The sequence below is a fragment of the Paenibacillus sp. NRS-1760 genome (assembly GCF_050467785.1).
In the GTDB taxonomy this organism is placed as follows: domain Bacteria; phylum Bacillota; class Bacilli; order Paenibacillales; family Paenibacillaceae; genus Pristimantibacillus.
This window is the reverse complement of sequence record NZ_JBITPK010000024.1, coordinates 37,526-53,730: the sequence shown is the minus strand read 5'-3', so window position 1 is coordinate 53,730 and position 16,205 is coordinate 37,526. Positions and strand designations below refer to the sequence as shown.

The 16,205-nt window shown below is 46.1% G+C and carries 9 protein-coding genes and 1 pseudogene; 1 reads left to right on the top strand and 9 read right to left on the bottom strand.

The features are described 5' to 3' along the window. Window positions 1-26: 26 nt before the first annotated feature. Window positions 27-7,565, bottom strand: coding sequence for a glycoside hydrolase family 3 N-terminal domain-containing protein (locus ACIFSR_RS32965; protein WP_430063377.1), 7,539 nt, complete (start codon window positions 7,563-7,565; stop codon window positions 27-29). A gap of 334 nt (window positions 7,566-7,899) precedes the next feature. On the opposite strand from ACIFSR_RS32965, the gene ACIFSR_RS32960 reads away from it, so the two are divergent. Next, a complete protein-coding gene (locus ACIFSR_RS32960) occupies window positions 7,900-8,346 on the top strand; it encodes a tellurite resistance TerB family protein (protein WP_076267368.1) in 447 nt (148 codons plus the stop codon). Window positions 8,347-8,425: 79 nt separating this feature from the next. Here ACIFSR_RS32960 and ACIFSR_RS32955 read toward each other — a convergent pair whose 3' ends face one another. The 8 genes and pseudogenes from ACIFSR_RS32955 to ACIFSR_RS32920 form a co-directional block, all read right to left on the bottom strand. Then, window positions 8,426-9,016 carry a thymidine kinase gene (locus ACIFSR_RS32955; RefSeq protein ID WP_339205085.1) on the bottom strand — a complete coding sequence of 197 codons (591 nt, stop codon included), beginning with the start codon at window positions 9,014-9,016 and terminating at the stop codon, window positions 8,426-8,428. 53 nt (window positions 9,017-9,069) lie between these two features. After that, window positions 9,070-9,636 (bottom strand): hypothetical protein, encoded by a 567-nt coding sequence (locus ACIFSR_RS32950; RefSeq protein WP_339205087.1) that lies wholly within the window; start codon window positions 9,634-9,636, stop codon window positions 9,070-9,072. 314 nt (window positions 9,637-9,950) lie between these two features. Then, window positions 9,951-11,045, bottom strand: a complete 1,095-nt coding sequence (locus tag ACIFSR_RS32945) for a toxic anion resistance protein (RefSeq protein WP_339205088.1) — start codon at window positions 11,043-11,045, stop codon at window positions 9,951-9,953. A gap of 18 nt (window positions 11,046-11,063) precedes the next feature. Next, window positions 11,064-11,756 carry a hypothetical protein gene (locus ACIFSR_RS32940; protein ID WP_339205089.1) on the bottom strand — a complete coding sequence of 231 codons (693 nt, stop codon included), beginning with the start codon at window positions 11,754-11,756 and terminating at the stop codon, window positions 11,064-11,066. A 169-nt stretch (window positions 11,757-11,925) separates the two neighbouring features. Next, window positions 11,926-12,954: an ATP-grasp domain-containing protein gene (locus ACIFSR_RS32935; RefSeq protein WP_076267373.1), complete on the bottom strand. Its 1,029-nt coding sequence runs from the start codon at window positions 12,952-12,954 to the stop codon at window positions 11,926-11,928. 48 nt (window positions 12,955-13,002) lie between these two features. Then, window positions 13,003-13,800: an HAD family hydrolase gene (locus ACIFSR_RS32930; RefSeq protein ID WP_430063373.1), complete on the bottom strand. Its 798-nt coding sequence runs from the start codon at window positions 13,798-13,800 to the stop codon at window positions 13,003-13,005. Next, entirely contained in the window at window positions 13,797-14,987 is a 1,191-nt protein-coding gene (locus ACIFSR_RS32925; protein ID WP_430063435.1) for a cysteine protease StiP family protein, read from the bottom strand. The genes ACIFSR_RS32930 and ACIFSR_RS32925 overlap by 4 nt, the downstream gene beginning before the upstream one ends. Continuing rightward, window positions 14,979-16,145, bottom strand: a pseudogene (locus ACIFSR_RS32920) (phosphoribosyltransferase family protein); the annotation flags it as partial. The gene ACIFSR_RS32925 and the pseudogene ACIFSR_RS32920, both read right to left, overlap by 9 nt. Window positions 16,146-16,205: the final 60 nt, after the last annotated feature.

Here is a 16,205-nt window from a genome sequence, read left to right as displayed (position 1 = left end):
GAGCCGCATCGCTCATCCCAATCTTATTACTTGTTGTAAATGGCATACATAATAACTGCTGCTTCCGCACGGGTTGTATAACCAAGCGGGTTAAGCTTAGCGCCGTCGCCCTTCACAATGCCGTTCGCTACGAGAAGAGCTGCACTGTCCGTTGCATAAGCTGCTAGCTGCTTCAAATCGGTGAACGATTGCAATTGCTCCGAGCTTCCTGCTTGCAGCTTTTTGCCAGAAATATTTAACGCTCTTGCTGTCATCGCGATCATTTCTTGCCTTGTAATGGAGGCATTCGGATCAAACGTACCGTCCGCACGGCCAGTTACTACGCCAAGCTTCTTCGCAATGGCAACCGCATCATAATAATAAGAACCTTTTGCCACATCGGTAAACTGACTATCATACGCAGCATTAAGACCTAAAGTTTTCACGAGCAGGGTAATAAAATCTGCCCGCTTCACATTTTGAGCTGGAGCGTATGCTTTATCCGATATGCCGTTGATGACGCCTTTTGCCGACATAACCTTAATCGCTTGTTGCGCCCAAGGATATTTGCCAAGATCGTCAAACGTTTTGTTTACGAATACTACGCCATACGTACTGAAATGATTTACTGTGAAAAGCACAGCACCTTGCGATTTATCATACTTGCCGCTTGGCACTGCAATCACTTTACCTGCTGCGTCGAAATACCACACTGTAATTTGCTCGCTGCTCGCCAGCTCATCTGCTGTTGGAGTATAACTAAGCGATACGTTTACAGCAGCTTCTGGATTGCTCCATTCCACTTTAACACCGTCAACGTAGAGATTCAGCTCAACCGCAGGACGGCTGCCGATTGCTTCTCTTGCTTCTTCACTAAGCTTTGTTTTATCGATGTTCGCAATCACAATGGATACGTTTTTCGCATCCGAAGGCAATTTTTTCAACATATGGCTTGGTACAACAATCGTACCCGTACCTGTCTGAATCTCATACTGTACCGACAGCTTAGCCTCGCTAATAGTCCCTTTAGGCAATTGCACCTCGTAGCCATTAGCTCCATTTACACTCGGTACTTTAATTATAATGGTTTGAACGGTACCATTATTTCCTTCTACTGATTTCAAAGCTTCGTCGATAAGCGTTTGGCTTATCGCAGTTTTACCAAGTCCGCTAGCCGTGTCCATGACCGGAGTTGGTGCAGGTATTGTGCCCTTTCCACTCGGAGGCGTCGTAGGAGCTGGCGTTACAGCTGGCCCCGTCGGTGACGTCGGTGTTGGTGTTGGCTCCGTTGGTGTCGTCGGCGTTGGTGTTGGCGTTGGTGTTGGTGTTGGCTCTTCCCCTGGCGTAATAATATACGTAAATGGTGCAACAAAGCTGTCCTTCATTCCTGCTTTAATCACGATCGTGCGGAGCACTGTCAGCTCCGAGAGCTTAAGCTCTCCTTTGTACAATTGCCCGTTTGTACTGCTAGGCAGCGATCCATCTGTTGTATAGTAAATGGCAGCCCCTTCTGTAGCAGTCGTTAAAGCAACCGTTTTGGTTCCTTTGTAGGCTCCAGCTTTCAGCGAAGCAGTCGGAAGCGCTGTGGAACCTGTAATTTGCGTAACCGCTTCAGTCTGCTCAAGCGTGATCCAATCCAGGTTTGCCCCATCATTATTGCTAGTAAATTGAATCGTTTGTATGCCTTCTGCAAGCTCTACAATGCCAGAAGCCTCCGCATATTTATCCCATCCACCACTTGCTCCTAGCGGCGTAGTAGACAACTTTTGCCCATTCACGGACAACGTTCCACTCACGCCTGCTTGCGGCGTTGCATAACGGTAGGTCACTTTGTAGAAGCTCGATTTTGCGATATTTACGTCAAAATAAAGCGAGCCTGCTGCCGCGATAAAACCTACGTTTTTGAATAACAGCGTTTGTCCGTCCATATTGCTTTGAACAGCAGCCGCGTCCGCATGGGTGTAGCTTTCCGCTTCAATTTTCATAACACCGCTCTGATCCATTACCTGTACAACATAAGGCTCAAATTTAATCCCTCTAAGCTCGTAGCCGGATGCTCCAGCCAGAATACGAAGCTTTTGGTCACCTTCAACGAGATCAATGACAATTCGCATTTCAACGACCTGGTTGTAAAGGTTTGGTACGTTAATCGTTTTCCGAACAGCGCCATCTTGCGCCTCCAGCACGATGCCATTCACAGCTTGGCCGCCAGATGTAGCCTTAAAGGTTGCAACATAGGAACCAGTAGCTGGCACGTGTACCAAATAATCGGCATAATCGCCCGCATCAATTTGGGTTAGCCTGCTCGCGCTTCCTGTTCCAGACACTGCGAATCCTTTTAATCGATTGAACTGATCCAATGAATCAAGGGACAAAAGATTTACTGGCTCCTTCACATTTTCGGTTCCAAGCAGCACTGCCTTGGCGTTTAACGCCGTACCTCCTGTTGAATCATCGTAGGCTTGCAGTGGAACGTTAACCTGCAATTCCAATTCATTATAGTAAACGGTTCCGCTCCAGTTCAGCGTAAGCTTCACTCGATTAGGGCTGAGAAGCTCCGCCGAGCGCAGTGATACGCCTCCTTGCGAGGTAGCCGCTCCCGACACGGTTATCGCTCCAAGCTGACTCTGCACGAATGTACCGCCAGCAAGGGTAACGATTAGCTCCTTGCCATTTACGTCATAAGCAATCTGACTCTCTGACAAGGATAACGACTCCGCATCATCAGTAGCCTTAATGATAACTTTAGAGCTCATCGTCTTACCGATGCTTCCAGAAGCAGCTTCATATGTGCTGGCTGTTACCGTGACGGTACGATCAGAGTCATAGTCTCTAGTCGCCCCTCCTCCTAAGGTAAGCTTAGCCATATGGTCATCAACACGATAAACGCTGTCTACAACCGTTCCCGCATACCCGTCGATGGACCAGTTGGAGGAAGTCAGCTCCTCTTTATACGTGTCGTTAAGCAACCGGACAAAAATATTACTTCCAGCCTCTGCACCTTCTGTTACGGCTGAGGCATCTGCGATAATAGCAGGCCCAACCGCAATGGCATTCAAGTTGAAGCCTTGATCAACGATTCGAACTCTTAGCGTATGAACACCTTCAGTCAGAGCAACTGTATCTGAAGCCATTGCCCAAGCATCCCAGCTCTCGCTGTTTGGTAGCTCAGTCGTTTTCAGTACATTTCCTCCTAGTGAAAGCTCTGCTTTCGCTCCGTCATAGGTCGTGGAATATTGATACGTAATACCGTAGTTTCCATCCGCCGGAACCTGCACCTCATATTCCATCCAATCATTCGGATCGGCATAGCTGACCGCTGAGCCGTTTACGAGTACATTAAAGGCAGATGTGAATTTACTCGCCTCTATAGATGCGGGAAGTGAAATTGCTGCCTTATCCGCCTTCGTGAACGCAATACTTCTAACATTGAAGTCGTTTTTACTCACTTTCATCGTTAATTTATGCGCACCCTCTGGAAGCATAACGCGCTCGCGGCGATTAGCGAAGTACTCCCACTGGTACGTCGTCTGATTGATCGGCAGTGACACAAGCGGCTGGCCATCCAGTTCAAAGCTAACCAGACCATCCGTTTGAAAGCCAGCAATCGCCAGATCGAGTTCATACTCGCCTGCTTCTGCCACATTTACAACATAATCGAACGAAGCTGTTCCATTTGGTGCAAAAGAACCTAAGTATCCGTTCGGATTAATCTGGAACTCGCCTTCTGCTGAAGCAAAGCGCGTAGCGTCAATCGTTGCTGGAACGTTTGTTATTTGCGTACGATTCCAGCGATAGGTTGCTGCTGATTTGGCTGGAATGACCGCTTCAATTTGAAGTCCATCAACTATAATTTTAAATGGCTGCGGGTCACTCGTTTGGTTGATGACAACCGTTACAATTTCTTTGCCGTCTGGGCTTGCAAACGCAACGTTGGTTACTGTCGCAGCCGAGCCGTAATTGCTATCGATTCGCACATAACCAGGCTTCACGAATTTCGTAAACTGCCCCATCAAATAATATTCCGGCAGCAGCCAGTAGTGATCTGGATTCGAGGAATCCTGTACGACTGGAGTCGGATCAGGAATGCCTACCCATTGATGGGATGAAATATCGCTGTCCAGCATCGTAACCCAGCTGTTATAGCTTTTGGCATAGTTGCGGAAATATTGTGCGATTCGGTCAGCGCCCGTTGTACCCCATACCGCACGCTCCGTTAAATACACGCTTTTCTGCGGGAACAGCTTTTGAAGCTCCGTCATCATGGACAGCTCGCCGCCATAATCGTGGAACGCCGTCCCTTCTATGGCATCGTAAGCCCCTTCTACGGAATTGCCCAGAATTTGTGCTGGATAAGCCATCGTATCGCCAGGATTGTGGTCGAACATCCATAGCTTTACACTTTTGATTTTTGCATTGCTATTCTGATCGAGCTTTGCCCGCAGCAGCTTGGCTAGACGTGACGCTTGCTGCCATGACATCGCTGTACTTGGATAATCAATTTCGAGCAGCGGCTCATTTTGCAGCGTCATGCCTTCAAAGTAGATGCCATGCTCAGCGTATGCCTCTAAAAATTTCACATAATAATCTGCAAGCACAGGAAGATATTCTTCCTTCACTTGACCTCTTACCATGCTGCCCGTTGTTTTCATCCAGCCTGGAGGGCTCCAAGGCGATGCAAAAAACTGTACATCGGGATTAATCGCTTGTATCTTTTTGACGGTTGGAATAATGCCAAAATCAATATCCTTCTGAATGGAAAATTTCTTAAGCTCAACGTCCGTTTCACCTGCAGGCAAATCATCGTACGAATAAAACTTTTGTGCTGTAAAATCGGAGGTTCCGATCGTTAGGCGAATCAAGCTCATGCCGATGCCATTATCCTTGTCGATCAATTGGCGAAGCAGCTCTGTCTGCTTCTCCGGAGACATTTTCACAAGATTATGAATCGTCGCTTCTTCCATGGACGAACCGATTCCTAGCATCGTTTGATACTTTTTATCCGGATTTATCGTAATCGTTGTCGCTTTGCTGTTATCTGGAAGGGTAATATCTAAATTCGTCTGCTGCTCCAGCTTCTTATCCCCAGCTTGATAACGATCTGCATAATACCATTTGCGGTCACCCGCATCACGTTCACTGGAGATCCATGCCTCAACAGCTCCGCTAATAAGGGCTGGCTGTTCGCCGCCTCCATTACCTGGACCAGTGCCGCCACCGTCGCCGCCAGCTGGAACATCGCCTGTACGCGTAAACTCTACCCAGTTAAAATTAATGTCTCCGGCAATAAACTCAAGCCTCAGCTTTTGAATGCCTGCTTGGCTTAGCACGATATTATCGACGCTGGCCGTTTGCCAGCTTTGCCAGCCTCCTGTGGAGCCTACGTTCAACGTACCAAGCGTCGCTCCCGCTTCGCTCTTAATCTTAATCCCCGTTGCGCCGCCGTTGCCAGCATAGCGGAAATCGGCTTTATAGGTACCGGGTTCGCTCACTTTCACCCTATAATCCAGCCATGCGCCGCCGGACGTCCAGCCAATATTTTTGCCGCCGCCAGTGTCCTGCGTGTCCTCAGTATTCAATCCGCTGCTCTTCGCATCGAACGCTTCCGCCTCGACCTTGCCTGGGATAGGCAGTGAAGGCTTCTCTGGTTCTACAGGTTTGCTCGGCAGATCAGGCGTAGCCTGCCCGCTCGTCAAGCCGTATCCGATAGGAAACAGCAAATTCGGACTGGCATCGGTCATAATTGGGTAATTACTCGTTACATAAAATGGCCATTTGATCGGGTTTTTCCCTTTAAACGGTTTGCCCCCAATCAGTACATCAGCCACGCCTTGACCTTCCGTACCTGGAAGCCATGCTGCGACAAGCGCATCCCAGTCACCCAGTTGATCCGCTATCGTAAGCGGGCGTCCTGATACAAGAACAACAACGAGTGGAATGTTCGGATCAGCTGCACGAATATTTGCAATCGTTGCGAGATCCTCTTCGTCGAGATTTAGGCTCGTACGATCTCCATTCGTTTCTGCATAAGGCGTTTCGCCTACAACAGCAATAGCTACGTCATAACCAGCAGCGCCGCGGCCATGCTTGTTGTACGTTACCGTCTTCGCGGCTCCTGCAACCTCTTTAAGCCCTTCATAGATTGTCGTTCCGGTCGTAATCGCCCCGGATGCTCCCTGCCAAGTAATCGACCAGCCGCCAGATTGGTTACCGATATCGTTCGCATTTTTACCTGCTACGAAGATTTTGTCCATATTCTTCAGCTGAGACATAATCGGTGAACCGTTCACCTCATCGTTCTTCAGAAGAACGAGCGACTCCGCCGCTGCTTGACGCGCAAGCGCACGATGCTCAGATGCACCGAAATAGCCTGCCAAATCCGTATCTGTCTTTGGATTCTCAAATAGACCAGATGAAATTTTCACCTTCAAAATACGGAGGACTGCATCATTAATACGCTCTTCCGTAATGCTGCCATCCTTAACAAGACTAATTAAATGCTCAAGGCTGGCTCTCCAGTCACCCGTCAGCATGAACATATCTACACCTGCATTAACGGATGCTTTCAGCTGATCTTTCAAGCCGCTGACTGCTTTGCCGTCTTGATCACGCGTGATTTGCTGAATCGCGTTATAATCCGAAATAACAAAACCTTTAAATCCAAGCTCACCCTTCAGCACATCCGTAAGAAGCCGCTTATTCGCATGCATCTTAAGGCCTTGAATGCTGTGGTAAGATGCCATTACCGTTTGTACACCTGCATCAACGGCAGCTTTGTACATCTCTAAATCACTTGCAATGAGCTGATCCTCTGTGTACTTCGTTATATTCCCTTGGTTAACGCCGTTATCCGTATAGCCTTCACCTAAAAAATGCTTCGCAGCGCCAACGACATGTTTCGTCTGACTGCGCTCCGCAGCTGTTTCTCCTTGCAGCCCTTGAATGTATGCTGCACCCAGTACCTTGGATATCGCTTGATTGCCGCTGTATCCTTCATAGGTCCGACCCCATCGAATATCCTGCGGGGCTGCAATCGTCGGCGCAAAATCCCAATTTGCTCCGGTTGCGCGTATTTCCTTTGCTGTCACGGCGCCGATTTTTTTCACCAGCTCAGCATTATTCGCTGCACCCAAACCGATATTATGCGGGAACAAGGTTGCTCCCTTCACATTGTTATGTCCGTGTACTCCATCCACGCCATACAGCAGCGGAATCCCAAGACGCGTAGAAAGCGCGCCATCCTGATAGCCGTCTATAAGCGTCTGCCAATTTTCACGCGTGCTGTCCTGCTGCTTGCCGTTCGGGAACGAACCGCCGCCGCTAAGCACCGAGCCGATAAAATATTGCCTTACTTCCTCAGGTGTAATATTCGACTTCTCTGGCTGTATCATTTGTCCTGCGCGCTCTTCTAGTGTCATCCGGGCAAGCAGATCCGCCGCCCTTGCATCAACGCTTTTAGATGGGTCCAAGTACGTCGGCAATCCCCCATTTGACTGCGCCAAAGGCGCTGCTCCTACTGAAAGCAAGCTCGTCATTAGCGATATGACCAGCAGCATCGCCGTCATCATCGACATTTTTCTTTTCAAACCAAACCCTCCCCATAACTATAATTGTCGTCTCACGGCATATCCCTTCTTAATTGAAATGGACAGCTGTAGACGAGATTACTTACAAGTATAAAATTGAAAACGATTTCATAATATGAGTCATTTTTAAGATGATGTGCGTTGTTTTTTGTATAATATAATCGATTTCAAAAATACATCGTCTCTCCTTCTATAGTTCATCCTATTTCCTTTTCATTCAACGATCTAATCTAACAGCATAAACAGACAATTTACCGCAAAATTTGCTAAATGACCCCAATTAAATCTACAATAGAATAATAAGATTTAAATTCACTCTAGGAGGCTGAGCTAAATGAGCTCTTTCAAATCATGGCTGCAAACAAGTAAGCAAGGACTAACCGATCAGGTTAAAAAATTTAAAAATAAAGAATTCCTAGATGCGGTAGTAGCTGGCTGTGCGATTGTAGCAGCAGCAGACGGTTCCGTAGACTCCAATGAAAAACAAAAAATGGCCGGCTACATAGGCCGCAGCGAAGAATTAAAAGTTTTTGATATGAGTGATGTGATTAACCGTTTCAATCACTTTGTAGGCAATATGGAGTTTGACGCGATGATTGGCAAGCAAGAGGCGCTTAAAGCGATTGCCAAATTCCGCAGCAAACCAGATGTTGCTCGTGTAATCGTTGGTGTGTGCAGCGCAATCGGAGCAGCAGACGGCGATTTCGATATGAAGGAACAAGCTGCTGTGCGTGACATCTGCAATACCCTTGGACTTAATCCAAGTGAATTCAGTCTTTAATAGCAAACCAAACAAAAGAACCTCCAAAGCCACTGCAACAGTGGATCTGGAGGTTCTTTTGTACTATTATTACCTCTGCTTACGCATTGCGAAAAGCTTCATTATAGCAGCGTCTGCATACAGGCTTATAATCCTCGTTGCCGCCAATCTGGATTTGCGCACCTGCATTCATCGGCTGTCCGTCATTATAGCGTATAACCATCGTTGCTTTCCGATCACAGAACCAGCAAATGGTTTTAATCTCTTCAATTTTATCCGCCTGCACGAGCAGGTTATAGCTGCCCTCAAATAATTGATTTTGAAAATCGTTTTTGAGTCCAAACGCCATTACCGGGATATTAAGCTCATCCACGACTTGTGTAAGCTCCAAAATATGATGTTTCTTCAAAAACTGCGCTTCATCTACGAGTACGCAATAAATTTTGGATGGTGCAGCTCCTGCAACGAAGCTTTTCACACTTTCAAAAAGGTTCGTATCCTCTTGAACCGGAATGGACTCCCGCTCGAACCCTACACGAGAACCTACACGATCCACCCCGCCTCTTGCGCTTACCGATGGTGAATAAATAAGAACCTGCTTGCCTTGCTCTTCATAATTGTGAGCCACTTTAATGATTTCGAAAGATTTACCGCTGTTCATTGTTCCATATTTGTAATAAAGCTGTGCCAACCTAATCTCCTCCAGAACCATTCAGTGCTTCTATTATACAGGAAGTGACTCCGTTATTGTATCGCTTGGAGCCTTGTTTTCGCTTCCCCATATGTTTTGACAATTTGTTGAATTTTCTGGAATTCCGGGTCGGTTGGACCTAGATCAGCCATGAACATTCGGTGCAATATTTGATTATAAAGATTTTGACGCGATTCAATCATTTGTACCTCGAGCCGAATAAGATCCTCTAGGTCATTTTCTTCAATTAACTGTTCGATATTGATTTCTTCTGGCTTGGAAGAACGCTCTTCGTCAAAGATCAGGTCCGAACCGCGCCCTATACGAGGAAGCGCTTCGTACTCCACCTCTGTCTCCTGCTGCTGTCCAAGCGGAATGGATGTATTCAGCTCGGAAAGAAGAATGCCTTCTTTCGCTAACATCACTTGAAAAGGTTTATGCTGGATCAAATCTGCTATGACAAGCCTGCTCATATCTTTATTGCGAATCAAAGAGGAATCAAAAGGATGAAGGACCCATTGCTGGTCTCGATTGAACAGATTAAAAGTAAACCACTCACCACCATAGATGAACCGTACATTAATATTTGACTCCGAAATAATTTCATAGGTAAACTCCAATTGGAACACCTCCGATCAGCCAGTATAATTCATCCTATTATACCAAATCAGAGGTGAACACAAACAGCGATGCTTAAAAATCTTTCAAAATATCCTCCGCCCGTTCAAAGCTGGCAACAACAATTAAGACGACAATGAGTGCAGCTATGGCAATTTCGCCAATCATAGCATGATCACCTCGTTTTTTCTTTAAGACTATGCTGTTTCTTTATGCTTTATGAGCCATTACTTATAGGACATCCGTCATTTCTTCTCAAAAAACGCAAAAAAACGAGCCCTTGGAGAGCTCGTCCTGCTAATAATGCTTTTTTGAATTACTCCAAAAATCCTTTGGCTGCTGAAGAAGGAAGCTCCGCTTGGCTAGCTCCAGAACCCGCTTGAATGCCTAAGCGTTGTCCAACCTTTTGATTAATTTGCGTCATCTTTTCCGTTTGCTGGGATACCGTTTGAATAATTTGTCGATTGGAGTTCTCGTACTTGTCCATCGCGGAGAAGAGATCCGACATTGCCCGCTCCACAAGCTCCATGCTCATAGCCGGCTTCGTTAATGCTTGATTAGCTCGCTCGCTCGTTTCATTCAAAAGACGCGCGTTCTCAGCAAATTGATTGCCTAACATTTCATTCGTTGAATTGACTGCTTCTATTGCCTTCATCTGGTCATCAATCGCACTGGCAATCAAGACCGAAACCGACATGAGATGCTGGGTTTTATCAATCGAGCTGTCCAGCGCATCCATCAGCTTATCATTTGTATCATTAATAATATCCGTTGCGGCAATCGCTTGCTGATAAAGCATAATCATTTCCGTATACGTTTGAAGCTTCGTTACAACCTTGCGAAGCCCGCGCTCCAAATAGGTTTTCCGGTGCTCGTTCTCAGGCTTAGCAATTTCCTCTTCGAACATCTTTTTGAGACGATTGCCATATTCGACAAGCAGCTGCAGGTCATATACATTGTCTAGACTGCTGCGCTTCAAATTTCTCATGTGAATGACGTTCTCTTCCAAGTTGTCGCGGCCGTCTCTGAGCGATTTGACGATAACCTGTACATTAGATTTTGCAGATTGATATTTATAAATATAAGCCTTCATCGGTGCTTTCCGAAGCAGCTTCTGCACGAGCGAGAGCTGCTTGCTTTTGCTCAAATCCTCAACCTCGCTGCGAAGCTTAAGCATGTTGTTTGCTACCTCAGACCGTTTGCCTGACATGAGATCCGACAGCGGTCTTTCGAGCATCGTAAGCGTCTGGCTTGAGCGCTCAAGCGTCTTCTGGCCTTTTTTCGTAATCTCATCCATTAGTGTATCCAGATGCATAGCATCGGTTGTAGCTACCTTCTGCATCGTGTTTTGCACTTCTTGCTCCAGCTTCTGAATATCTTCATTTTTTAATTGTACGAGTTGTTGCGCCATTGTTCATTTCCCCCTTCATTAGTCAGTAAGTCGATAACGCTGCTGAATTAACTCAGCCTTTGTATGAAGCTCCATAAGATCCTTTTGCTCCAGCGTCTTCGTATAAAAAGTAAGCTTGGAATCTACATCCTTAATGCCATCAAGCAAAAGCCGCCTATTCTGGCGTTTCGCTTCGCCGCTGAGCCGAAGAAACGGATTAATGGTCGAATTTAAATCCTTTCGCACCAATCGCAAAATATTGTGATTAATGCTTGAGTCTCCTAACGCCATTAAATCCGGAATTAGTCGGTTTAACCGCGACAGCAATGCGAGCGTCTTCTGAACAATTTCATCGTCTAAATTATTTTTCTCGCCTTCGAGTAAAATCATATCTTCAATGATTCCGATGTATTCTAATGCAGAAGCAAGCTCAGGATCTAGAACCTGCGGCGGAATGACAGCTGCAGGAGCTGGCTTTGAGGCCAAAGATGCTTGAGCAGTTGAAGCTGCATTGGGTTGTTGTATGGGCGGGTTTTGCGTATTTTGCTGCAGCTCTGGCTCGCGTGTTGGCTGATTAATTTCTTTCCTTGGACGCTGCTTCCATGATAATGCGATTAACAAACCGAACACGGGAACCGCCATAGCTATATATGGGGAGGTAATCCCATTAACAACTAATGTGACTGCATAAACGCCAATCGCGATGGCTGCGTTTTTTTTCAATGCATTCATTGCTGCACCTCCATATGAGCTTTCTGAACCTAATCTTTATGCTCGTCTTCTTCCTACAATTATCTCGTTATTGGTACATAGAAGTCAATTTTAAAAAATAAAAAAAGGATGTTGTGCCAAATTAATGAGCACAATATGAAAAAAAAGGGGCTCTCGCCCCTTTCTTCGGTTATTCTACTCTGTTCATTTCCATGATCAAAGGCTGCTCTACATAACCCGCTTGTATACCGAACTTCGGATCAGGCGGATCAATCGTTTTTCCTTGCAGCGCTTGAACGGCCAAATATGGCATATTTACGCCAGACAAGCAGGTAATATAAAGGCCGCCAGACATTCGCGGGTTGATCTCCAGCAATTTCGGTATGCCATTGTTGTAACGCACCTGAATATTAAAGGCATAAGGAATGCGAAGGCTTGTCGCAATACGATCTGCAATCGCCAGCAGCTCCGGCGTATCCTCCAATAGATAAGTCCTGCCCGTTGATTTGCGGCGAGGAATAGCTGTAATGAGTTCACCCTCAGCAGATGCCACACAATCGATACTATACTCCGTACCGTCGAGCAGCTCCATCACCATTAGCGTGTCAAAATGCTCCGTTAATGACAACGTTTCATAAGCTTGCTCAAACGTTGTAGAAAGGGTTACATAGCCATAAAGGTCTCGCAGCGGGTCCCGTTCATTATCAATAATCCGGAAACCCATGCCGCCTTCTGACTTCGTTGGCTTAAAGCACACCTTATGACCAGCAGCTGTGAGTTCCTCGTAAGCTTGCTTAAACTGTTCAGCTGTATTTACGACACGGTAGTCTGGAATCGTCACGAGATCTTTTCCTTGCAGCGCCTCGTAAAATTTATCCTTCTCAATCATGGAGTCCAGCAATTCGATATCACGGCATACCATGACCTTCGTTCCGATCTCATCAAACAAATGAACATATCTTGATATTTCCTCCATATGCAAACGAGGAATGAAAATATCAATTTGGTTTCTTTTGCAGAAATCTACACAGAAATCTACGTATTCGCGTCCAAAAACAGCAGGCTCTGTTCCGATATGATCGGATGCAAGCAAGGACATATGATTAATATCCGGGTGCGTGCCAAAAAACTCAAACGACTCGCCGTCTGGATTGTTCCGAATCATATTAATGTAATGGTAAGCTACTGAAAACCAACGATTCATATAAACTCGTGTCATGTATAAAAACCTTCTTCCATCTGATTAGATATATTTTTGCGATTGCATTTATAATCTTCGTGCATGCTCTAAGATGGAGTCTAGCAGTTCTTCCGAGGCAAGCGCGCCTCTTGCTTGTGTAAATTGAATATGTGGATGTGCCGAATAGGATCGTCCAAGTTCACCATGTACAGGCGATATGGCATAATCAGCTGCTAACAGCAGACTCTCGTCGAGCAGGCTGTCGCCGGCCGCATATACGAAATTTGAAGCGAGCTTCTCTTTCACATACTGGATGGCCGCACCCTTGCTTACCTTCTCTGGAACCAAATATATTTTACGGCCTTGAAGTGAGTAGCTCCAGCCAAGCGAAGCAAGCTTCGGCTTCAGCTCCTCCAACGTTTCATGCGGCAGCTGATCTCTCTCTACCTTAATGGAATAAAATAGCTCATCACAAAGATCCGTCGACTTCACCCAGTGGGTAGAAGCAATTTCCGCAAACAGGCTCGCAATTTCCGTATGCTCAGCACAATGCTCCCTCACAGCTTCACGAACGAAGCTATGCCACTCCTGATCAATTTCTCCGTTACGGAGAACGGTACCGCCGTTGCTGACGATCACATATTCAGGACGGAACTGTTCTCTTATCGCGAAGATGCGGTTGTATTGCTCCGGAATTCGCGTCGTCACAGGAACAAATCGCATAATGCTGACAAGCTCTTGCAGCTTCTGAATCGCCGGCTTTGTCATATAGGAAATATATCTTTCCTCATAACGCTCAACCGGGATCATTTCTTCAAGCTCTATCTCGCCTTTGGATCTTACGGAATAAATTAAAGTTTGATCCAAATCGCTCGCAAAAATCATTCCGTCTCCCCCTTCAAAGCCTTAATAATACCGCAGCAGGAATAGGTCATGTTTGGATATTCCTCCACAGGTACACCACGGTCCTTAGCCAGCAGCAGTATATGCTTCAAGTTAGGATTATCAAGACGATCAACGAGTATTTTCCAAGGGACTCTGCGCAGAAGAACACGAGTCGTTTCACCTACGCCAGGCTTGATGAAATTAATATCAGTGATTGCAAAATCAGTTTGGATACGAGCAATATCCTGCATCCCTTGCCAAGTCATTTCATTTTCCGCAGCATTTGCTTCCATTTGAAGAGCTTCCGCTTTGGAGTCATCCGCTGTCTGATCAAAATAAGCAGAAATCGTGTCCACAAATAATTGAGACAGATCAGAGCTCTCCCACTCCTTATAATACTTTGCACCATGGAAATCATCGGCGCCAATAAGATCGCTGCGCAATACAGTCCGGCTGACTAAACCTGACACCGTTGAATTAAGACAAGCGCTTGGAATGAGGAAATCCTCTCTTGTCCCGAACGTACTTGCACAATAGCCGGGGTCTGCGAGCACCGCAAGCTCATCATTCAATTCAATGCCGTATTTTTGCTTCATCTGGCTGCAAGCTGCTATGAGCACTTTGGCAATTGCACCTTTGCCCGTCCAGCCATCTACAAATTGCACTCGTTTATGCGGATGGTTCTGATTGATATACAGCAGTGCATTCTCATCAATACCTTTGCCTCTAATAATTGAAAGGCTATAATGCGGAACCTCAATACCATACATGTGCTTGATATATCGCTTAATTAATACGCCAATTGGCGTACCGCCTCGCGCTAAGGATGCAAGCACAACATCAAATCCATTTTTTTGAATGATTCGCTCGGAAACCGTTCCTACCGCTCTTGCGATTCGAATGGCCGAATCACTGAGCGTATTTTGAAACAATTGTATATACTCATCAGTGGGCTGATATTCAATCGGCAAGCTTTCCGAATAGTGGCCGCCTGTTTGCATGGCCGCTTCCCGGTCCTCCGTTCGCTGCTCTAACGAAATATCGCTAAGGTCTTTTAGCAGAAATGTAACATCCTCCTGCTTATAGCTCCCGATAGGAGCCGGATCGGCAAGCCTTTTCCGACTGAAATACACGATATGAACACGCTGGACTCCTAAGGAGAGAAGAACCTTATTAAGCTCCTCCATTTGCGCTCCTGCAACCTCGCGCTCCATAAACAAAAACATCTCATCATAATAGCCATTCGGTATGTTGTACATAAAATTCATGACGTCAGCATGCTCAGGGGAAATAAAGGGATAAGCTGTATTCACCGCATACTGTGAACTGGAATCCGGATGAATGGGGCTTCTTGTACTCGATTGATACCATACATCATCGCCTAGTTCTGCTGCTACGCGCATAGGAATGAACATAAATTCGCCGGTTCCCATGCAAAGCACCTTGCTGCCCGTTCTATGTTCTCGGAGGAACGCAGCCGCCTGTCCTACTTCTGCGTCAAGTACCAAGCTTTCTTCAGCCGTCAATCCGAAGCGGCCAGTATGCTTCAGGTAGGAAACTTCTCGATTCAAAGAGGGAAGGCTAGAAAACCGATTGCCCACATAGAGAACATTAATGGCAGGCTCTGACTCGTTTACTTGCAACTCTGCTGTTTTGTCAGCATTTTGAATAGGGGTACCCTTAACAGATATCCGCCCCGCTACAAGCGATAAGCAGTTTACCGATATGCCAAGCTCTTGCTCCAGCTCATCAAAACGTTCAATATCCTCGTTTGAACGCCAATCAAGTAAACTAGCAACAATATATGTTTTCTTCCCATACCTTGCATTCAAGTCGTGAATTATATTAATGGCCGTTTTCCCGGTCGTCATCTCATCATCGACCAGCACAATCGTTTCTGCATTCTCGAATACAGCTGGATTGTCAGCATAGCAGCGATGTGTAGTCGCATGGGAATGCTCTTCCTCAAAATCGATGCAGGACGCCATATAGTCGATTTTTTCCCGCGTGGTGTGCAAGAAAGACGCATTACCCTCGAACATATCGAACATGCTGTGTCCAAGCGCTGTTGCCGTTTCCGCAAAACCGATGAACAGCGTTTTTTCATCTATAATCATTTTGTTTTGCTTCATCTGTTCATAGATTTCACCTGCTGCCTCAGGAGATTTAAAGGCATGCAGCAGCTGCTCCATCTGGATAGGAAGCTTCTCGCCTTTAAACTGCTGATACAAAAGCCCAAGTGCGGCACCCGATAATAAGGACACATGCGGGCGAACAGGAATATGCTTGCCAAGCACCTTGCTTACGAATAAAAAACTGCGCTTTTTATTAATTCGGGCTGCCATTTGAAAAAGCTGCTCAAGCGGTATATGAAACGAATTACTCGTAACCTCAATGGTAATCTC